Genomic DNA, 19,913 nt, shown 5'->3' on the forward strand with positions numbered 1-19,913 from the left:
CTTTCGACCATTTTATTGACTTATAGGCAATAAACGAGCCACACTGATAAAGCTTAGCCTATTCATGTCCTCTGGCTATAAGTACCAAACTAGCCGAAACTCAAATGTACTGATGTGTCATTACTGCGAACTCGCAGTTTTAATGCATTGTTGACATAAAACCTCGCAATTTTTGTGGGAACCGCTATTTTGGAACGAGATTTGCTTTGCTAACCACTTAGCAAGCTAAATGCGTAGCAACCTAACGCTCTTAATCACTAGGACACGACTGTGCTGAAACCAAATATTATTAAAACCAGTGAAAATCCCCTGCAAACCATTGAAGTCGACGTGTACGACGAGTACGGCGAAAAACTGACAAAGCAAATCGCATGCGAGCGTCCTCTTACGGTCATGCTGAACTGGAAAGAAGTGGTCACGCTCATGACGCTAGGTTCGCGTCCAGAAGCGTTAGTACTAGGTTATTTGAAAAACCAAAGCTTCCTGTCCGATCCAGCAGCGATTGAATCCGTCATTATTGACTGGGAAACGCATTCCGCAGCGGTAATTACTAAAGAAAATACCGAACATTTAGAAGGCGCTCTGAAAAAGAAAACCGTCACATCTGGCTGTGGTCAAGGCACCATGTATGGCAACGTGATGAAGCAGCTTGAGAACTATCAAGTGCCTCAAGTTCCGCTTAAACAATCAGAAATCTATTCCGCATTGGAAGCGTTGACTCATTACAACGACACCTACAAAAAAGCAGGTGCGGTGCATGGCTGTGCGGTTTGCAAAGGCAATGAGGTATTGTCATTTGTGGAAGATGTCGGTCGCCACAATGCTGTGGATACGCTTGCAGGTGAGATGTGGCTCAAAGAAGAAACAGGTGAAGATAAAATTTTCTACACAACTGGTCGCCTTACTTCAGAGATGGTGATTAAAGTGGCCCAAATGGGCATTCCTGTTCTGCTTTCTCGCTCTGGTGTAACTCAAATGGGGTTAGATCTAGCGAAGCAATTTGGCATTACGACCATTGCGCGAGCAAAAGGTTTACGCTTCCAAGTATTTACCGGAGCCGACAAGATTGAGTTTGATGTGAAAGGCGAAAGTGCATCTCGTTAACGAGAAAATAATACAAAACCGTCGATTCGTGTAAACTTATAACAATTGGGATAAGTAAATCATCACGTTATGAAGGCTTAATTAAACGATATAAGTCAGAAATAGCAACATGTGTTGTAGCAATACAACGCTTGCTTTAATTGATGCTAACTACAGCTCATTCACAAAGGATGTGAACTATGGACAATGACCAACTGTGGAATTTTTTGCTCACGCCCAGTGGCATCATGCTCTCAATGATCATTACATTTGGTGTCGTCGGCATATATGCGTATATAACCGGTCAGTTTAAGGATTAAGACCAATTAAAAAAGCCTCGCTAAATAGCGAGGCTTTTGCTTTTTAAACGCTTTGCGAGTAATTACGCGTCAACGCCACGAGATTTTAGGAACTCAGAATACGTGCCTTTGAAGTCCGTGATCTTGCCATCGCGGATTTCGATAATACGCGTTGCTAGCGAGTCTACGAATACACGGTCGTGAGATACGAAGAACAACGTGCCTTTGTATTGCTCAAGCGCGGTGTTCAAAGATTCAATCGATTCCATGTCCATGTGGTTGGTTGGTTCGTCCATTAGCAGCATGTTTGGCTTGTGCATCATCAGCTTACCAAGCAACATACGACCTTGCTCACCACCAGATAGTACTTTTACTGACTTCTTAATGTCGTCTTGACCAAACAGCATACGACCAAGGAAACCACGAACGACTTGCTCGTCATCACCTTCTTGACGCCATTGACCCATCCAATCCGTTAGGTTCATGTCTTCTGCAAAGTCATGCGCGTGGTCTTGCGCGTAGTAACCGATGTTTGAGTTTTCAGACCATTTGTACTCACCCGCACGCGGTTCAAGCACACCAGCAAGCGTGTTTAGAAGTGTTGTTTTACCCACACCGTTCTCACCGATGATCGCAACGCGCTCACCCACTTCAAAAATTGCATTGAAGTCTGAGAACAAGTCCTCTTCGAAACCTTGGCTTAGGTTTTCAACAATCAGAGCGTTACGGAACAGCTCTTTCGACTGTTCGAAACGAATGAATGGGTTTTGACGGCTAGACGCTTTAACTTCATCCAGTTTGATCTTGTCGATTTGCTTCGCACGAGATGTCGCTTGTTTTGCTTTCGATGCGTTTGCTGAGAAACGTGCAACGAACGTTTGTAGCTCAGCAATTTGTGCTTTCTTCTTCGCGTTGTCGTTTAATAGACGTTCACGAGCTTGAGAAGCTGCTGTCATGTACTCATCATAGTTACCTGGGTAAATGCGCAGTTCACCGTAATCCAAGTCCGCCATGTGCGTACATACTGAGTTTAGGAAGTGGCGGTCGTGCGAGATGATGATCATGGTGCAGTTACGCGCATTTAGCGTGTCTTCCAACCAACGGATCGTATCCATGTCCAAGTTGTTGGTAGGTTCGTCAAGCAGCATAACGTCTGGGTCTGCGAATAGAACTTGCGCTAGAAGCACACGAAGTTTCCAGCCCGGCGCCACTTCACTCATTAGGCCGAAGTGCTGCTCCATTGGAATACCCACCGCAAGAAGAAGCTCGCCCGCTTTGGCTTCTGCCATGTAGCCGTCCATTTCCGCAAACTGAACTTCTAGGTCAGCCACTTTCATGCCGTCTTCTTCACTCATTTCAGCAAGTGAGTAGATACGGTCACGCTCTTTCTTCACTTCCCATAGCTCTTTATGACCCATGATAACGGTATCGATTACCGTAAATTCTTCGTAAGCGAACTGGTCCTGGTTTAGTTTTGCAACGCGCTCGTTTGGATCGTAACTCACGTTACCGCTGGTTTGCTCAAGCTCGCCGCTGAGGATCTTCATAAAGGTTGATTTACCACAACCGTTAGCTCCAATTAAGCCGTAGCGATTACCTTCGCCGAACTTAACTGAAATGTTTTCGAATAGCGGCTTAGCGCCGAATTGTTGAGTAATATTCGCTGTGGAGATCAAAACCTTTACCTTAGCAATTGGGGTGTATTTAGAAAAACCGGGCAACGGTACTTGTTCATGCTACATACTGCAAGTGTTGTTTTTATTAATTCATCGCTAGTGAAACCATCGCAGTGCTTCTTCAAAGCAAAAAGCTCAAGCACAAATGCGTCATTGAATACAAAAAAGAGCCAGTATTATAACTGGCTCTTTCTTCCGCAATGCTTACAACAAGTGACTAAGCGATATTCGTCACCTCTAGGATCAGCTCGGCTTTTTTAGGTAAATAAATACTGAATTTACTGCCCTTTCCCCATTCCGACTCGGCTTTTAGCTCACCACCCGTTTGGCTGAGGATACTTTGAGAGACCGACAGCCCTAACCCTGTGCCTTCTCGCTTCGTCGTGTAAAATGGTGAGAAGATTCGATTCAAGTTTTCTGGCTTAATACCGCAGCCCTCGTCAATAACATGAATCGCGGCTCCTTTCACTTCTCCCTCTTCAATCCAGTCTTCACTGACTACTGTTAAAGTGCCTTTGCCGTTCATTGCGTGAATGGCGTTCATTTGCAGGTTAACTAAGATTTGTAGCAAATGATGGCGGTTTATCTCAACTGACGTATGTGCTTGTAGATCAGTCACAAACTCGACGTCGCGTTTCTTGGTCCCCGTTTTAACCAAGGTGATGCTTTCATCAATGATAGGATTGACATGTTGCCAAGTGATTTCATCTTGAACACCGCCCTGGCGACTGTATTGCAATAAACTGCGCGTGATATTGCGAATACGATCGATTTGCGCGTGAATAGCATCAATCTCTTCTTGTACTCGACTTGCATCGTCACCCAACTCAAAGTGGATCAACTCCACGTTGCCAAGGATCACGGCGGTTGGGTTATTAATTTCGTGAGCAATCCCCGCGGTGAGTTCTCCCAGTGCTGCCAGTTTTTCATGAACAACGAGTTTGTCGCGAGTTTGGTTGAGCAGTTGAATATGCAGCTCTAAATCTTGGGTTTTTTCTCTAAGGCTTGCTGTGCGCTCTTGAACTTTGCATTCAAGTTGTGCTGCGGAGTTCTTCAGTTCAATTTTGCGCTCTTCTAGCGCGTCTAACATATCATCAAACTGTCTGGCTAACTGCGCAAGTTCATGATCTGCATCTAAGCCCAATGGACCAATCCGTTTTTCTTTTCCTTGTTGGACCTGCTTAACTACTTTATGAATGCGTTCGATCGGCCGAAACAGATCATAAGAACCGCGATATACCATCACGCCGGAAACCAGCAATAACATAACCGTAATCAAGCTAATTTCTGCAATGTTGGTCATGTAGGCTTTAACGAATGGCCACATTAGGTAACCGGTATAAAGCATACCAATAACATTGTCGTATTGGTCTTTGATCGGTTGATACGCCGTAATATACCAAGCGTCATACACATAGGCTCGGTCAACCCACTGCTCACCTTTTGAAAGTACTTGGTTATACACTTCTGCGCTCACGCGAGTGCCTATGGCGCGCCCTAGCCTATGCTCGCTGTCTAGAGGAACGTTGGTGCTTACACGCAAATCATCAAGAAATACGGTCAATGTGCCAACCGGACGAAGGCGATCATTATCGCTGAGATAGATTAAGTCGCGAATTTGATCTACCAATACAGTACTGTTATTGAGAAGCAAACCACCATCAAGAAAGCCGATCAAATCATTCGCTTGGCTATACACAGGAATCACGGTTCGACTGACTAACCCACGCGCTTCCATGCCACCATCAGCAAGAATAGACACTTCCGCTCGTTTAGCGAGTTCAGGATCGAGGCGTTCGAGTTCTTCTTTATTGAGTACATCAAAAAACGATTCTCGCTTAGTGAGATCCATAAAGCGGAATTTGTTTTCCATCGAGTTGACGCGTTGGAAAGAGAGAAAATCTAAAGCATATCTTTTCTTCTGCTCAGTGACCCACTTTTGCAGCTCATCTTGCGGTATCCCTTGATTGATGCGAATACGAAAATCGTATGAGTCAGCAAACGCACGTACGTAATTCGATTGCTTTTGCTGTAACAACGTTACGCTGTTATTCGCAACACCAAGACGCTCAGAAACATCAAGCAGTGCATTTTGCCACGTATAATGGATGGACCAATAAATGGTAATCCCGATCAGGGCTATCAAAGTCAGAAAGATAGGTGCAGAGGTTAAAAATAATAAGCGATAACGCACCATGGTTTTAAAACGGTGCGTCCATTTCGACAATCCTTTGTGCTGCGGGCCGTTAGTCGGCATATTCCTCATCCTCAGAATCCCATTCTTTATACTTACGTTCTAAGGTCTTACGCGCAACGCCTAAGTCACGAGCAGCGGCTGACTTGTTGCCTTCGTGCAAATTAACGACCTGTTTTATATGCGCTTTTTCGACTTCTTTCAGAGTCCAGTTGTTTGGATACCCCTCACCGGTGAACTCTCTACCTTCTTTAAATGTCGGTAGTTCAGCAGAGTGAGAAACAGTAATCGACACATTAGGCAATGAGTGTCCACCATTTAGCTCCCGCCAATAATGCGCAGGCGGTTTGCCAAGCAAAATGCATCGCTCAATCAAGTTTTTCAGCTCACGAATGTTTCCCGGCCAATCGTACTCACTCATGGCTTCCATGTCCTCGTGCGCCCATTTTGGCGCAGGCATACCGAGCTCGCGCGTCAGCATATTACTGAAAAATGGCACGAGCTCAAACAAATCGGTTTTGCGCTCACGCAGAGGACACACTTCGATTTTGAGCACATTCAAACGGTAATACAGGTCACTGCGGAAGTTGCCTTGGTTGACCTCTTCTTGCAGGTTTCGGTTGGTGGCAGCAACGATACGGACATCAATGCTGATTTCTTTTTCTGAACCAACAGGACGGATAGTACGTTGCTCCAAAACGCGTAACAGCGACGCTTGCATTGCAAGTGGCATTTCCCCAATTTCATCGAGGAACAAGGTGCCGCCATTTGCTACGCGGAACAAACCTTCACGAGATTTTTTAGCACCGGTAAACGCGCCCGATGTATGACCAAATAACTCACTTTCAAGTAGCTCTGGCGCAATTGCTCCACAGTTGATAGGCACAAATGGGCCCGTTCGCCCACTCGCCTGGTGAATACCTCGCGCAACCAGCTCTTTACCCGTACCCGACTCACCTTCCACCAAAACAGAAGCTCGCGATGGTGCAAACTGGTTAATCAGCTGCTTAAGCTGACGCGTTTTTTCTGAACCACCGATGATCTCGGAAGTATTGTGACGCTGGTAATCACGCTTCATTGCGTACTGCATGCGCTCGTTCAAACGGCGATCCATACAGCGGCTGACCGCTTTTAGCATCTGCTCAAGGTTGAAGGGCTTGAGGATAAAGTCGGAAGCTCCGAGCTGCAGCGCTCGAATGGCAATTTCTAGATCCGCATAACCCGTCATGAAAATCACATCGGCGCGTTTTTCATCATCTTCAAACGCTTCTTCCCACTCAATCCCAGAACGCCCCGGCAGATTAATATCCAGCAAAATCAAATCATAATGGCGAGAATTACGCAGTTGCTCTGCTTCTTCGATGCTGCCAACAGTGTCGACATGTGAGAAAAGCTTCCCCAATGCCTTTTTCAAAATGGCTTGCATGCCCAATTCATCATCAACGACCAGTACGGAAAAGGCGTTATATTGTTGGTTTGTACTAATATGGGATTGAGTAGACATATTTACCCCGGATGGCTTCGGATGGGACAGAGTGTACCAAGTTTAAACAGAGATACCCTACAAAAAGTGCGACATTTTGTACCAACGCAAACTTTTGTGCAAATAACCCCATGATTTAGTGCATAAATCGAGCACTTTTCGCTTGTAAAAGGTTGGCATCTTGTTTGCTATAAGGTGGCTACAGGGCGTATTCAAGTGATCTCAGGATGTTGGTGTTTGTTATTCCAACACCCTAAGACAACTTGCACTTTGAACTAATCGCTCTCGCCCAAGAGGCCTCTCCCAATACATCGGGAGAAAAGCCACAGAATCATTGGAAAGGAACACATAAAAATGAAAAAAATTGCGCTAACTCTGGCTGCGACGTCAATCACGCTTGTAAGTTACTCTGCGTTTTCCGCTCAAGATGGCGAGCACGTTCGCCTAGCAACCACTACCAGTACTTACCATTCAGGGTTACTTGATTACCTGCTTCCACAATTTGAGAAAGACACGGGCTACAAAGTCGATGTTATCGCTGCGGGTACTGGCAAGGCCTTAAAAATGGGCGAAAACGGTGACGTAGATTTGGTGATGACACACGCACCAAAAGCCGAAGGCACATTCGTTGAGAAAGGCTACGGCGTTCTACCTCGTAAACTGATGTATAACGACTTTGTAATTGTTGGCCCAAAAGCTGACCCAGCAAAAATCAAAAATGACGAAGGCGTGTTAGATGTATTCAAAGAGATCGCAAACAAAAACGCAACGTTCATCTCTCGCGGCGATGATTCTGGTACGCACAAAAAAGAAATGGGCTTCTGGGCTCAAACTAAAATCGAACCAAACTTTGGCGGTTACCGCAGCGTAGGTCAAGGTATGGGCCCAACTCTGAACATGGCGTCTGAAATGCAAGGCTACACCATGACAGACCGCGGCACATGGTTGGCTTATCAAAACAAATTGGATCTAAAAATTCTGTTCCAAGGCGATGAAAAACTGTTTAACCCGTACCAAGTTATTCTTGTTAACCCTGAACGTTACCCAACGATCAACTACCAAGGTGCGAAGGCATTCAGTGATTGGTTGGTGAACCCTCGCGGACAGGAACTTATCAATGGTTTCCGCCTAAACGGTAAACAACTGTTTGTTGCGAATGCTGAAAGCAAATAACGCAATATGAATCTTGCTGATACAACACTGGAAGCGCTTCGCTTATTGGTGAATTTTGATGCAGACCTATGGGAGATCGTTGCGGTCTCCTTTAGTGTTTCTATCACGGCAATATCTTTAGTGGTATTGCCGGCTATTTTGATGTCCTTTGTACTGGCGTATACCGACTTTCGCGGTAAATGGTTTTTGTTGTCGATCGTGAATACGCTGCAAGCAGTCCCTACCGTCGTGATTGGCCTGTTGCTGTACATGTTGCTGTCGCGCGCTGGCCCTTGGGGAGACTGGCAAATGCTGTTCACTCAGAAGGCGATGATTTTCGGCCAAATGGTGATCTGTTTCCCTGTTTTGGTATCGATGATGCATGGTGCATTGCAATCTAGCGACCGTCGCGCTGTGGAAACTGCCATCACGCTAGGCGTCTCCATTCCGCGCGTGGCAGCTACGATGATTTGGGAAACCCGCTTTCCTCTACTCGCAGCTATCATTGCAGGGTTCTCACGTATCGTAACCGAGGTGGGCTGCTCAATGATGGTGGGCGGAAACATTATGGGCGTGACGCGAAATATTCCCACTGCTATCGCAATGGAAAGCAGCAAAGGTGCTTTTGCGCAAGGAGTTGCATTAGGAATTGTATTACTATCTTTAGCGTTGGCACTAAACTTCTTCTTATCAAGCATGAGAGGCAAAGGCTACCTCAGAACATAGAACATGAAGCAAACAAAAGACTCACCATTAACCCCATGTAGAGGCGCATTATGACTATAAAAATCACCGCCGAACAGTTATCCATGCGCTTTAAAGAGCGTGTGCTTTTCCACATCCCTGAGTTAGCCATCGGCCCAAATGATGCCATTTATCTCAAGGGGGACAATGGTGTGGGCAAAACTACCCTACTCAAAATCCTTGCCGGCTTGCTCAAACCTTCTACTGGCGATGTTGTTGCGCCAAAAGATACGTGGCTGAAAAGACTGACGCGTCGCAATGGTCGTGTCGATGTGATTTATCTCCATCAATCTCCTTACCTTTTTGACGGCACTGTATATGAGAACGTAGTTTATGGAGTGAAATATCAACAAGACACACCAAAAGATAAGCGAGCTCAAGTTATTCACGCGCTGCGCATGGTAGGTTTAGAAACCTTAGCGGACGAACATATTTCCGTGTTGTCCGGCGGTGAAAAACAGCGCGTTGCCATGGCAAGGGCTTGGATCTTAAAACCGTCGATTTTATTGATGGATGAGCCAAGTGCGTCTTTAGACCAAGAATCCATTGAACGATTGGTGGTGATGGCGAAAGATCTTTTGGATCGTGGTTCCAGTATTGTGGTGACAAGCCATCAAACCAACGCACTGACCGACTTATGTAAAAAACAGTGGTGGATTAAAGACAAGACTTTGATAGAGTCTCCTCTGTTGTATGTCATACCAAAAGAAACATCCCAAGAGAATGCATATGCTTCAACCAACACAAACTAGTTGGGTCATTTTGGCTGGTGGCCAAGCCAGCCGTATGGGTGGAAAAGATAAAGGTCTGATTGAATTAAATCAGAAGCCACTCATCGAACACGTTATTGAACGTTTATCTCCACAAACACCACGCATTTTAATTAATGCCAACCGAAACCAAGATGCGTACAGCAAATTTGGTTTCGTATTTAGTGATCAATTCAAAGATTTCCCTGGACCTATGGGCGGTATTCACGCGGGTTTGATGCATGCTGAAACTGACTGGGTTGGATTTGTACCTTGCGATAGCCCACAAATTAACACCGACCTTGTCGAGCGTTTCTGCCAAGCCGCCAAAGAAGACAGTGATATTTTGGTCGCTCATGATGGTGACCATCAGCAACCTGTTTTTACGCTCTACCACAAGCGCGTACTGCCAAAACTCACCGCATTTTTAGAACGTGGCGACCGAAAAATCATTCTGCTCTACAAAGAGTGCAACACCAGTTACGTTGACTTTAGCGACTCACCAAACTGTTTCGTCAACTTGAACACTCCGGAAGAACTGGCGCAATTTGGACAATTAGAATCATGAAACACACGCTAAATATTCCTATTCTTGGTTTTGCAGCTTATTCAGGCACAGGCAAAACCACGCTACTTGAAGCGCTATTGCCAAAGCTGACTGAAACAGGTTTACGCATTGGCATGCTAAAACATGCTCATCACAACTTCGATGTCGATAACCCAGGTAAAGACAGCTACCGTTTACGCAAAGCTGGCGCGTCTCAAATGCTGATTGCTTCTCGCAACCGTTTTGCGTTAATGACAGAAACGCCAGAGGCCGAGGCAGAGTTTGAATACCTCTTAACACGTTTTGATGAAGACAAGCTTGATGTGGTTTTAGTTGAAGGCTGTAAAAACATCGTGTTTCCTAAAATTGAATTGCATCGTGAAGAAATCGGCAAGCCTTGGCTTTATCCAAACGATGAAAACATCATTGCTATCGCTTCCGACAGTGCGGAGTTAGATTCTGAGCTCCCTCAAATGAACATCAATGATTTGGATGCCATCGCTCAATTTGTTCTTCAATACGTTCAAGATGCAAAAGCACCAAAATCTAAAGAGAAAGAGACCGCATGTTGCGACACACTTTCTCCTGCTTTCCTTTCTGTGGTTCAAGGCCAAGAAAAAATCCTTTCTTTGGTGAACACGGTTTCGGAAATAGAAGCATGCAAGATTGAAAACGCCTATGGCCGTGTTCTCGCGGAACATATCGTTTCACCAGTAAACGTGCCGCAGTACACCAACTCTGCGATGGACGGTTATGCCATCCGCAGTGATGATGTTGACCGCGATAGCTACCAAGTGATTGCTGAAGTGATGGCGGGCCATGCTTACGATCAGCCTCTGGAAGTTGGTCAAGCGGTGAAGATCATGACCGGCGCACCGACACCACTTAACGGCGACACAGTGGTCATGCGTGAGCAAGCCTCTCAAGAAGGTGACAAGGTCACCTTTAACGGTGCGAATATCAAAGCAGGCCAAAACGTTCGTCAAGCAGGTGAAGATCTCGTTATCGGCAGTGACGTCTTTACCGCAGGCACTCGCCTAGCCTCTCCAGAAATGGGCATGATCGCTTCGCTTGGTTTTGGTGAAGCGAATGTGTTCCGCAAATTGAAAGTTGCCGTGTTCTCCACCGGTGACGAAGTACAAGCGCCGGGAACAGAGCAAAAAGCGAATTCTATCTACGATTCCAACCGTTTTACCATCATGGGCATGCTTGAAAAGCTCGGCTGCGAGATCTTGGATTTCGGTATTCTGGAAGACAACGAACAGTTAATGATTGAAGCGTTGGAAAACGCATCGGCGCAAGCGGACGTGGTTATGACTTCTGGTGGCGTATCCGTTGGTGATGCGGATTACATCAAACTTGCCTTGGATAAACTTGGTCAAATCGATTTTTGGCGAATCAACATGCGTCCGGGACGTCCACTCGCGTTTGGTCAAATCAACAACAAGCCGTTCTTTGGTCTGCCGGGCAACCCTGTTGCCGTGATGGTCTCTTTCATTAATTTTGTTGAGCCTGCACTGCGTAAGATGCAAGGCGAACAAGGCTGGAAGCCTCTGAAAGTGAATGCCATCGCAACTGAGAATCTTCGCTCTCGACAAGGTCGTACCGAGTTTAGTCGAGGAATCTATGAACTGGATGACACTGGCCGTTTAACCGTTCGTACAACAGGCAAGCAAGGCTCTGGTATTTTGCGCTCAATGAGTGAAGCAAACTGTTTAATCGAAATCTCCCCAGCTATTGATACAGTAAAAGCGGGAGAAAGCGTGACAATTATCCCACTTCAAGGCAGAATCTAGCCCAAACTAGAAATTCAAAGGTCAGCGAGTCTGGCCTTTTTGTTTAATACAGAAACCTTTTCAGAGAGACAGCTATGGCTCGCACCATTCTTTACACTTACAAAGACCAAGACAAAGAACTGACGTTCTCATACCAGCAGCACCGCAACATTCAAGAAGCGGTTGCAGAAGCAGAAGGTATCGATATCACTGAGTTCCTAAAGATGGAGCAACAAATCGAAGCAGTGTCTGACACTAAAGCGGTGCGCAACTACCGCGATAACTACTTCAGAAAATTAGGCTTTAGCAAAATTACCCTAGCTCAAAAAGAAAACCTAGGCGTAGGCAAAAAGAACAAATAAGCTTAGCTGTAAACAGAAAACTCGCGATTCGTCGCGAGTTTTTTTATGCATGCTATTTTTGTTCGTGCTCTATACCCAAGCATATAGAAGTTACTTGGGTATATGAATTATTTCTATATATAAGTAAAAAGCCCCGTTTTTACCTTGATGGTCTAAACGGGGCGTAGATTTCTTCTTACTTTATATCGAGTAAGGTTTCAGTCACTACTTGATGTTTAGGAACGCAGCACCGCGTACACCGCCTGAATCACCGTGTTTTGCTTTGATGATCTTAGGACACTTAGCCACAGACAATAAGTGTTTAGGGATGCGTTTTGGCATCTCTTCATAAATCAATTCGAAGTTTGAAAGACCACCACCCAGCACAACAACATGTGGGTCAGTCGCTGTAAAGATGTTTGCAAAACAGATAGCCAGCAACTCCATAAAACGCTCAACGTGCTCGACGGCTTTCGCCTCACCTTCTGCGTGCGCTTTAATGATGTCGATCGCTTTCTTCTCTTCACCGTAGTAATGGGCGTAGAGCAGCTCGAAGCCTCGACCAGAAAGGTAACTGTCTAAACAACCTTTCTTGTCACAACCACAGCCCAACAGAGGTGCGTTTTCGCCTAAGTGGAACCAAGCATCGATAGGTAAACGAGTATGGCCCACCTCACCTGCTACGTGGTTACGGCCAGAGAAAACTTTACCATCGTAGATAAAACCGCCACCAAAGCCAGTACCTAGGATCAAACCAAGTACAGAAGGCTCATCTTGAAGCTCTTCGTCCCATGCTTCTGATAGCGCAAAACAGTTCGCATCGTTTTCAATCTTGACGCTGCGACCGATTTTCGCTTCAAGGTCCGCGCGCAGTGGTTTGCCTTTCGCCGCAGGAACGTTAACCGTTAATACCGTTGCATCATCGGCGTCTTCCATACCTGGCAGGCCAAGACCAATGGTGCCTTCGCAACCAAACTCTGCATCGTATTTGTTAACCAATTCCGCAATGGTATCAACCAGCAGCTCGTAGTTGTCTGTTGGTGTAGGTACACGTTCCGTCGCTACACGCTCAAGCTTCTCGTTAAATGCACCAAATTCAATTTTAGTGCCACCGACATCAAAGCCGTAATACATGTATTTCTCTCCTAAAAAATGCTTAAACGACTCCAAAAATGGCTGGAGTCAAAAGTATAAACTAGTGGCATTATCCATATCTGTACGCCTGCAAACCGTGACCGAATGCAGATTTATCCCCTCACCGCAGCCAGTTGAACAACATGCCATCAACAAAAGTTCATTCCTTAGAGTCAGCTCTCGGTTTTCACCCACTCTTTGAAACGTTTTAAATGCGGTCGGTTGGGATCGTTTTTGACTCGGGTCTTGGTCAACATGTAGGTTTCTCTAAAGGCTTCAAACCACAACTGCAGGCATTCCGATGCTTTATTCTCACCGGCTTGTTTCAAAACTAACGTCGCGACTTCGGCGGTTGAAAGATGCTGCTCATTCTCAGAACGGCGCATGATGTATTCAGACAGAGATTCTGGCTCGATAGAAAGCACAGGCAAAGATTTAAGAAAATCAGAACGACGGAATATCTTTCGTGCCTCACGCCAGCTACCATCGATAAAGATTAGCAACCATTTTTTGTTCTGAGCCTCTTCGTTTACTAATCGCGCAGGCTCCAGATCTTCAATTAAACGAGACGGGTCATCCACATAGTCTGCAGGAAATACAATCACTGGTTGGTAGTTGTCATCCTGTAGTAGCTCCAGCATCTCCTCAGACGGTTCTGTTCGGTTCCATTGATACACGTAAGTCTCTTGAATCGTATCAGCAATTAGACGACCGGTATTACTTGGCTTAAATACTTCGTTTTCAGAAACAATCAACATACATGCAATATTAGCCTTGATGTTTGGCTGAAGATCGCACAAACAGTGTTGCTCAGAAACCTGGCAATATTGGCAACGAACCACTTTACATCCACGCGCGTTGAAAGGCTTGGTTGAGATAGATTGTCGGTACTGATATAAACGGTGGAAAGCGTGAATTCTCATGGTAAGTAATGCCAAGTAAAAAGTAGAGCGCGATTCTACTGACATTATGGTTTCGCCTCAAGATAAGCCCTTCAACGCACCTGACTGTTTGTTGAAATAATTTCACCCTTACCTCGGTCATAGATAAAGTAATAAATAAGGAAATGACAGTGACAGAAACGACGTTTCAAGATCCCTCGTGGATAAGATTAGGCTTTTTTCTCGGCGTATTATTACTTTGTGCCCTTTGGGAAAACAAACTGCCGAGAAAAACACTTACCGCTTCACGTGGGTTTCGCTGGGTCAATAACTTATCACTGGTTGCTGTGAATAGCTTGATTGTTGCGTTAGTCATGCCTATCGCCGCCTTTCAAGCTGCAATTATCGCTCAGGAGCAACAATGGGGACTATTTAATTTGCTCTCCCTGCCCGCTTGGTTAAACGTGCTTCTAGCGGTTATTCTGCTTGATTTCGTCATTTACGTTCAGCATGTGGTCTTTCACTATGTAAAGCCACTTTGGAAGCTTCATCGAATGCACCATGCCGATCTCGACATTGATGTCACTACTGGCGCACGTTTTCATCCCATCGAAATCATCATCTCGATGGGTGTCAAAATTGCCACTGTATTTATCTTAGGCGTTTCTCCTATCGCTATCGTGGTATTCGAAATAGTGCTCAATGCCAGTGCGATGTTTAATCACAGTAATGCAAAACTGGCTTTATCAGCGGATCAGAAACTGCGAAACGTCATAGTGACGCCAGACATGCATCGCGTTCATCATTCCGTGATAGCAAAAGAAACCAACTCGAATTTCGGTTTCTTCCTTTCTGTTTGGGATCGACTTTTTGGGACATATCGAGCTCAGCCTGAGCTTGGCCATGATGATGTCGTAATTGGTATACCGGAAATTAGGAATGAAGCAGAACAACGATTAGACAAGCTGTTAACGCAACCTTTTCGCTATAACCGAAGAAGACGCAACAGTTGAAGAAAAGTTTTTGTGGATGAAGTGCGTAAACAAAGCGAATAGACTAAACCTAAACACCAACCAGTTAAACACCACTTCATCCTTACGATGCTAGCTAATGGATTCACTCTCCGTTAGTTGACGTTTTTTGTTTAACTGAGTAATACCAACAAATAAACCAGCCACACCAAGCACCGTGCACACCAAAGCATTAGTATTCATTGCTTGTTGTGCTTCTATTGAGCTGTATAGAAAAGCCAGACTGAAGAAAGTGGTACCAAAGCTTAAACCTGTCAGTACGCTGAAACCAGCGAAACTGGCCAAGTCTTTAAAGTCGTTCATAACGAATCCCTGTTTACTATCCTTAATTGAGTGATGAAAAGTGAAAGTTAACGAAATATCTGGCGTGATTGTCGATGTTTACGCGCGTTCCATAACCAGATAGATACGCCGAATGAAAAACCTAAAAAGAGTGTTTTCATTTGAAGTGCGGCATTGTTGTCCAATATTTCTAATGCATAGTGAGCGTGCGAGCTAAAAATAACATTGGTCGTCAGAATCAATAGCATAAGTACTAATCCGGAACGACGGTGCTTCACCAACAGATACACCGCTAGTAAGTCTAACAGCCCCAATGCGCTCCAATAAATATTCAACCAGCGTGGCGCAAAATCATAAGGCAAAAAACCGTTAGCAATGTTGTCATAAAGATGAACCACACCGCCAACTGTCATAAAAAGGCATAAGAGAAACACGACGAATTTATCCATTATCGTTTCCTTATCTGAATGAATGCGCAAAGCATATAGAAGTCAGTTAAACATTTGTAATCTCATAGCCATTTTTGAGATCGATAGTGCCTTTAAACAGTACGTGAGGCGTGCGAAAGAAATTTATTCGCTCCTGATAGAAGCATAGTGTTAGCTTTGGCATTTCGCTCAAATCCGCTAGTTTTCCCTCGAGATTAGGTGAGAAAGGTTGTCGGACTCGCGATGATAAAGATATGTCACACTCAACACTCCTTCGCGATCTCAGACACAAAAACAAATTTTTTCGACGGCGGAAAGATACAATCTTCCGAACATCTAAAGCCTCGTAGCCAGAATCCGTCGTCGAGATCCCGTAGATACAAACCACGTGGATAAGCTTTGTCATTCGAAAGCGGGGAAGACACCACAGTAAGGTACTCTCCCTTCGCCAAGTCAATTTCTTGTAAACGGAGGTATGGCGCAACAACTAAAGGGCAAGGTGATAGATTTTGTGTCGACGCCGCTTCAATCATTTCTCCAAGGGTCGCGCCAAAATAAAGTCCGAAGTCAGACGGTGTTTTTATCGTTAAACAGAACGATTGAATCTCATCTGAGCACTCGACTTTGTCATCATCGAATAGTTGTTGGGCGAAGGGATTCACTTGAACACCCATTTGACTCAGGCGCTTTAACAAATTCGTCTTTGTTAAACCTCCAACTCGCAACTTCACTTACACCACTCCTTGGTCTATCAGTTTTCGAACTTTTTCCAGTGCGTTCTGAAAAACGGTATGCGCTTGTGAGGAAATATCGCTCCCTATATCGTGCCAAAAGAACGCAAAATCATGTCCGCCATCGTCTTGCGTATGAAACGTCCATGAATCCGCTAGATCAGCACACTCGCACAAAACAAAGTGCCATACTTGATTTTGAAAACCACTGTCCCAGGAGCATAAATACCGAGCGGAGATAACGTGCGTAATTCCAGATTCTTCAGCGAGCTCCCGCTTTGCAGCCGTGATGTAACTTTCATCAAACGTCTCAACAGTGCCCTTGACGAGCTGAATACCCGCCAACGGATGTTTAAAAAGTAAGAACTCTTGATTTTGCTTACGCAGAACGACGGGACAAACTTTATCGATCACAAAACCACTCCTCGTTGTTTAACCAGAAAGCTTTGGCTTGTTCTGGATATAAAGGAATCGCATGAAGTTGCATTATCCATTCCTTTGAGTTCGGACAACATTCTAGCTATCTTGTTTCACCGAGATAGCATTAACACCACGTAGTGATAACTCAGCCCTTAAGAAATGAGCAAGATGCGATATAACTCACTTTTGCGATTTGAATAGCAATGAGAGGATGAGTAGAAGCAACAAAAAAGCAGAACCGAAGTTCTGCTTTTAGAAGATGAAAACATGTCACTTATGCGGACTGATGTAGCTCGTATTTATGCAACATCGCTTGTTGATGCCCTGCAATTTCTGCCACTTGTTCAGAGCTCTCTACCATGGATTCAAGTTGTAACTTTGTACGCTCTCCAAGCTCGGAAATATTATTGATGGATTGAGACACGTCCGCCGTCGCACGTTCTTGTTCTTCTGTAGCAACTGAGATTTGCTCAACACGTTCTTGAATGTGTTTAACCGCAAGGTTGATATCCGAGAATGTTGATTTCACTTCATTGCTGGACTGCAGCGCATGGGCCATTTCTTCTCTTGAATCACTTACCGCTTGGCGAGAACGCTCTGCTGCGGTAATAAGCTCACTCATCATTGCTCGGATGTTCGTTGTTTGTTGAGAAGTATCACTTGCTAGTTTGCGGACTTCATCCGCGACAACTGCAAACCCACGCCCTTGTTCACCAGCTCGAGCGGCTTCTATTGCTGCGTTGAGAGCAAGCAAGTTTGTGTTGTCAGCAATACCACTGATCATATCGACCATTTCACGAATCTGCTTAACACGCTGGTTTAGCTCTAACATAGATTGCTCATTCATGTCCAAAGAGCTTTCAAGTGATTCCAAACGTTCACGGTTTTGTTCCACAACTTGAACGCCTTTTTCAGTGTGCTTGGTAGCAAGCATCGAGTCCTGTGACGAGGCATTTGTCACTGTTGCTATTTCACGAATGGAGGCTTCAAGTTGCGTAATGGTCGTGATCATGCTCGCCAACGCTTCATTTTGTGTCGTCAACCCATCGCTCGTTTGTTCAGCTGCACTGTGGCTTACTTCGGCCGTCTGATAAAGCGTCTCACAGTTACGTGTAACTGTTTGGATAGAGTTGTTTGTTGAATCAATCACTTGGTTTAGTTTTCGTGCCACTTCTTTTAGCTCATAAGGACCAACCTCTTGTGCATTGTCACGGAAGTCATGCTCGGTAAGTGCTGAAAGACGCGTTAGTACATTCCTTAACCCTCGGTTTGTCCATGACTTCAGACTGAACCAAGTGATCAGAATAATGAAAGAAATCACACACGCTGCAAAAACGATCATAACACTCACTGACTGAATAGTGTCATTGACCACACTCTCTTTATCCGCAATCAACTCACCAGCAGCTTGTGATATTTGATCAAGCAACCGCATGGTTTCATCCGCAAGAATCGAAGCCTGTTTAAACTCTGAACGTTGCAGTTCCCCTTGTTCTAGTTTGGCGAGGATCAAACGCAGCACGCCCTTTTCACTAAAGCCTTGCTTCACCATCTCGTACGGTGCCGTTAGGCTTGCGTATTCGCTTACTTCTGGATGTAAAGACTGGAAATCTTCATAGGCGAGATTAATACCTGCAATACGGTTACGCATTTCTCGGTATTCTTTTTCGGCTTTGCTCAGCTCAGAATGCATCATCATTACTAAGAACGTGCTTTCCATTGAGCTCGCTGAGGCAATAAATCGGTTGGCGGCATCACTCGATTCAGGATTTTCGGCACTAAGAAACGAGCTAATTCGATTCATTTCCGGGCCGATAGAGCTGAGTCCATAGCGGAACCCGCCAACTCCTGCATCAATATCCATTTGAATTTTTATCACTGAAGATTGCTTCAGTAAAATGGACTGCGTGATGTTATGTAAACGCGCTAAATTTGTATCTAACTCCTCAGAGAGTTGCTCAGCAACACCAGAAGCTTCTCCAACCAAACTTTTACTTTGAGTCGCAAGTGAATCGATTTGCTCTTTTATTAGAGGCAACTCTTTTGGCTCAGTAATTTGCATACCATGGTTGAGTAGCTTAACCATCTCCAATACATTCATGGTTAACTTTGCGTTCGCCATCGCGATTGGTAACGCTTTTTGCGACAAGTCTTCAAATTGCTCTCCTACCTGTTCCATTCCTTTGAAACTTGAGACAGAAAGGGCTATAACAAGAGCTATGATAGTTAAAAATGTTGCACTAACAGCCTGAATCAGTGAAAGTGATGTGCGTGAGCGTTTTCGCTTTGCCATAATCAATTTTTATTCTTTCTTAAGGTTGAATCGGTTTTGCAGTGATTCCGTCACATTTGTGAGACAAAACCGTGATTTGCAGCCCATACTATGGATTGGTTATGACACTAATATTTCAGTTGTGAGTCGTAGAGATGACAGGTGGTGATTTGCGTCGAGTATATTTTCCTTTGATAATCAGTGTGCTACTAAGCGCCTGCTCTTCTGGGCCTGAACCTAGCGAGCAAGTGCAAGTGACAACACCTACAAATCAGTTATTGGACAATAACCCTGACTTGTTCCAGTTTTATACAGAATGGCATGGCACACCTTATCGCTTAGGCGGCACACAAAAATCTGGTATTGATTGCTCGGCATTTGTGCAAAAAGCCTTTGTCGAGGCTTATCAGCTATCGTTACCCAGGACAACGAGACAACAATCGAAACAAGGTGTGGAATTAAATTGGACGGACGCCAAACAAGGAGATTTGGTGTTTTTTAAGACAAGACGGACGACCTATCATGTAGGGATTTACTTGGGTAACAAGCAGTTCATGCATGCGTCAACGTCTAAAGGTGTGATCATTTCAAGAATCGACAACCCATACTGGGCATCTAAGTTTTGGCAAGTAAGAAGAGTTACAATGTAACTCTTCTTACTTTTAGAATTGGAGATGACTGGTATCAAACA

Annotated in this window: 19 protein-coding genes; 9 read left to right on the forward strand and 10 right to left on the reverse strand. The window is 44.9% G+C overall.

The window, feature by feature from the left end; genetic code table 11:
• Positions 1-270: 270 nt before the first annotated feature.
• Complete coding sequence (locus tag P4S59_RS08325; RefSeq protein WP_005396179.1) at positions 271-1,104, forward strand: formate dehydrogenase accessory sulfurtransferase FdhD; 834 nt, start codon at positions 271-273, stop codon at positions 1,102-1,104.
• Positions 1,105-1,465: 361 nt separating this feature from the next.
• On the opposite strand, the gene P4S59_RS08330 is transcribed toward P4S59_RS08325, so the two are convergent.
• From P4S59_RS08330 to P4S59_RS08340, 3 genes are all read right to left on the reverse strand, one after another.
• Entirely contained in the window at positions 1,466-3,058 is a 1,593-nt protein-coding gene (locus P4S59_RS08330) for an ABC-F family ATPase (RefSeq protein WP_012841837.1), read from the reverse strand.
• 217 nt (positions 3,059-3,275) lie between these two features.
• On the reverse strand, positions 3,276-5,315 hold the full coding sequence (locus tag P4S59_RS08335) for a sensor histidine kinase (RefSeq protein WP_337168226.1): 2,040 nt from the start codon (positions 5,313-5,315) through the stop codon (positions 3,276-3,278).
• On the reverse strand, positions 5,305-6,756 hold the full coding sequence (locus P4S59_RS08340) for a sigma-54-dependent transcriptional regulator (RefSeq protein WP_337168227.1): 1,452 nt from the start codon (positions 6,754-6,756) through the stop codon (positions 5,305-5,307). The genes P4S59_RS08335 and P4S59_RS08340 overlap by 11 nt, the downstream gene beginning before the upstream one ends.
• Before the next feature lie 333 nt (positions 6,757-7,089).
• On the opposite strand from P4S59_RS08340, the gene P4S59_RS08345 reads away from it, so the two are divergent.
• From P4S59_RS08345 to P4S59_RS08370, 6 genes are all read left to right on the forward strand, one after another.
• Positions 7,090-7,908, forward strand: coding sequence for a substrate-binding domain-containing protein (locus tag P4S59_RS08345; protein ID WP_337168228.1), 819 nt, complete (start codon positions 7,090-7,092; stop codon positions 7,906-7,908).
• A gap of 6 nt (positions 7,909-7,914) precedes the next feature.
• Positions 7,915-8,613 (forward strand): ABC transporter permease, encoded by a 699-nt coding sequence (locus tag P4S59_RS08350; protein WP_005396188.1) that lies wholly within the window; start codon positions 7,915-7,917, stop codon positions 8,611-8,613.
• A gap of 50 nt (positions 8,614-8,663) precedes the next feature.
• Positions 8,664-9,383: an energy-coupling factor ABC transporter ATP-binding protein gene (locus P4S59_RS08355; RefSeq protein WP_005396189.1), complete on the forward strand. Its 720-nt coding sequence runs from the start codon at positions 8,664-8,666 to the stop codon at positions 9,381-9,383.
• Positions 9,361-9,948 carry a molybdenum cofactor guanylyltransferase MobA gene (gene mobA / locus P4S59_RS08360; RefSeq protein ID WP_025534433.1) on the forward strand — a complete coding sequence of 196 codons (588 nt, stop codon included), beginning with the start codon at positions 9,361-9,363 and terminating at the stop codon, positions 9,946-9,948. The genes P4S59_RS08355 and mobA overlap by 23 nt, the downstream gene beginning before the upstream one ends.
• Positions 9,945-11,723, forward strand: a complete 1,779-nt coding sequence (locus tag P4S59_RS08365) for a bifunctional molybdopterin-guanine dinucleotide biosynthesis adaptor protein MobB/molybdopterin molybdotransferase MoeA (RefSeq protein ID WP_337168229.1) — start codon at positions 9,945-9,947, stop codon at positions 11,721-11,723. The genes mobA and P4S59_RS08365 overlap by 4 nt, the downstream gene beginning before the upstream one ends.
• 74 nt (positions 11,724-11,797) lie before the next feature.
• A complete protein-coding gene (locus tag P4S59_RS08370) occupies positions 11,798-12,064 on the forward strand; it encodes a DUF2960 domain-containing protein (RefSeq protein ID WP_005377584.1) in 267 nt (88 codons plus the stop codon).
• A 204-nt stretch (positions 12,065-12,268) separates the two neighbouring features.
• Here the strand turns inward: P4S59_RS08370 and nagK are convergent, their stop codons facing one another.
• On the reverse strand, positions 12,269-13,177 hold the full coding sequence (nagK, locus tag P4S59_RS08375; RefSeq protein WP_006742573.1) for an N-acetylglucosamine kinase: 909 nt from the start codon (positions 13,175-13,177) through the stop codon (positions 12,269-12,271).
• 173 nt (positions 13,178-13,350) lie between these two features.
• Positions 13,351-14,100: a tRNA-uridine aminocarboxypropyltransferase gene (locus P4S59_RS08380; RefSeq protein ID WP_041853036.1), complete on the reverse strand. Its 750-nt coding sequence runs from the start codon at positions 14,098-14,100 to the stop codon at positions 13,351-13,353.
• Between the two features lie 149 nt (positions 14,101-14,249).
• Between P4S59_RS08380 and P4S59_RS08385 the strand changes: the two genes are divergently transcribed.
• Complete coding sequence (locus P4S59_RS08385; protein WP_012841839.1) at positions 14,250-15,071, forward strand: sterol desaturase family protein; 822 nt, start codon at positions 14,250-14,252, stop codon at positions 15,069-15,071.
• A 90-nt stretch (positions 15,072-15,161) separates the two neighbouring features.
• Here the strand turns inward: P4S59_RS08385 and P4S59_RS08390 are convergent, their stop codons facing one another.
• The 5 genes from P4S59_RS08390 to P4S59_RS08410 form a co-directional block, all read right to left on the reverse strand.
• Positions 15,162-15,392 (reverse strand): hypothetical protein, encoded by a 231-nt coding sequence (locus P4S59_RS08390; RefSeq protein ID WP_048626379.1) that lies wholly within the window; start codon positions 15,390-15,392, stop codon positions 15,162-15,164.
• 47 nt (positions 15,393-15,439) lie between these two features.
• Entirely contained in the window at positions 15,440-15,820 is a 381-nt protein-coding gene (locus P4S59_RS08395) for a hypothetical protein (protein WP_054867073.1), read from the reverse strand.
• A gap of 242 nt (positions 15,821-16,062) precedes the next feature.
• Complete coding sequence (locus P4S59_RS08400) at positions 16,063-16,530, reverse strand: hypothetical protein (RefSeq protein WP_268979857.1); 468 nt, start codon at positions 16,528-16,530, stop codon at positions 16,063-16,065.
• Positions 16,531-16,944: an NUDIX hydrolase gene (locus tag P4S59_RS08405; protein ID WP_243327265.1), complete on the reverse strand. Its 414-nt coding sequence runs from the start codon at positions 16,942-16,944 to the stop codon at positions 16,531-16,533.
• 280 nt (positions 16,945-17,224) lie between these two features.
• Positions 17,225-19,243, reverse strand: coding sequence for a methyl-accepting chemotaxis protein (locus P4S59_RS08410; RefSeq protein ID WP_337168230.1), 2,019 nt, complete (start codon positions 19,241-19,243; stop codon positions 17,225-17,227).
• Between the two features lie 134 nt (positions 19,244-19,377).
• Here P4S59_RS08410 and P4S59_RS08415 point away from each other — a divergent pair, with 134 nt between their 5' ends.
• On the forward strand, positions 19,378-19,872 hold the full coding sequence (locus P4S59_RS08415) for an NlpC/P60 family protein (RefSeq protein ID WP_005396208.1): 495 nt from the start codon (positions 19,378-19,380) through the stop codon (positions 19,870-19,872).
• Positions 19,873-19,913: the final 41 nt, after the last annotated feature.

Origin of the sequence: Vibrio sp. M60_M70, assembly GCF_037162085.1 — a bacterium.
Classification (GTDB): domain Bacteria; phylum Pseudomonadota; class Gammaproteobacteria; order Enterobacterales; family Vibrionaceae; genus Vibrio; species Vibrio diabolicus.

Excerpts from the sequence above, each read along its gene's own strand:
- P4S59_RS08335 (WP_337168226.1), bottom strand. The coding sequence starts at position 5,315 with ATGCCGACTAACGGCCCGCAGCACAAAGGATTGTCGAAATGGACGCAC.
- P4S59_RS08340 (WP_337168227.1), bottom strand. The coding sequence starts at position 6,756 with ATGTCTACTCAATCCCATATTAGTACAAACCAACAATATAACGCCTTT.
- P4S59_RS08345 (WP_337168228.1), top strand. The coding sequence starts at position 7,090 with ATGAAAAAAATTGCGCTAACTCTGGCTGCGACGTCAATCACGCTTGTA.
- P4S59_RS08350 (WP_005396188.1), top strand. The coding sequence starts at position 7,915 with ATGAATCTTGCTGATACAACACTGGAAGCGCTTCGCTTATTGGTGAAT.
- P4S59_RS08355 (WP_005396189.1), top strand. The coding sequence starts at position 8,664 with ATGACTATAAAAATCACCGCCGAACAGTTATCCATGCGCTTTAAAGAG.
- mobA (WP_025534433.1), top strand. The coding sequence starts at position 9,361 with ATGCTTCAACCAACACAAACTAGTTGGGTCATTTTGGCTGGTGGCCAA.
- P4S59_RS08365 (WP_337168229.1), top strand. The coding sequence starts at position 9,945 with ATGAAACACACGCTAAATATTCCTATTCTTGGTTTTGCAGCTTATTCA.
- P4S59_RS08370 (WP_005377584.1), top strand. The coding sequence starts at position 11,798 with ATGGCTCGCACCATTCTTTACACTTACAAAGACCAAGACAAAGAACTG.
- nagK (WP_006742573.1), bottom strand. The coding sequence starts at position 13,177 with ATGTATTACGGCTTTGATGTCGGTGGCACTAAAATTGAATTTGGTGCA.
- P4S59_RS08380 (WP_041853036.1), bottom strand. The coding sequence starts at position 14,100 with ATGAGAATTCACGCTTTCCACCGTTTATATCAGTACCGACAATCTATC.
- P4S59_RS08390 (WP_048626379.1), bottom strand. The coding sequence starts at position 15,392 with ATGAACGACTTTAAAGACTTGGCCAGTTTCGCTGGTTTCAGCGTACTG.
- P4S59_RS08395 (WP_054867073.1), bottom strand. The coding sequence starts at position 15,820 with ATGGATAAATTCGTCGTGTTTCTCTTATGCCTTTTTATGACAGTTGGC.
- P4S59_RS08410 (WP_337168230.1), bottom strand. The coding sequence starts at position 19,243 with ATGGCAAAGCGAAAACGCTCACGCACATCACTTTCACTGATTCAGGCT.
- P4S59_RS08415 (WP_005396208.1), top strand. The coding sequence starts at position 19,378 with ATGACAGGTGGTGATTTGCGTCGAGTATATTTTCCTTTGATAATCAGT.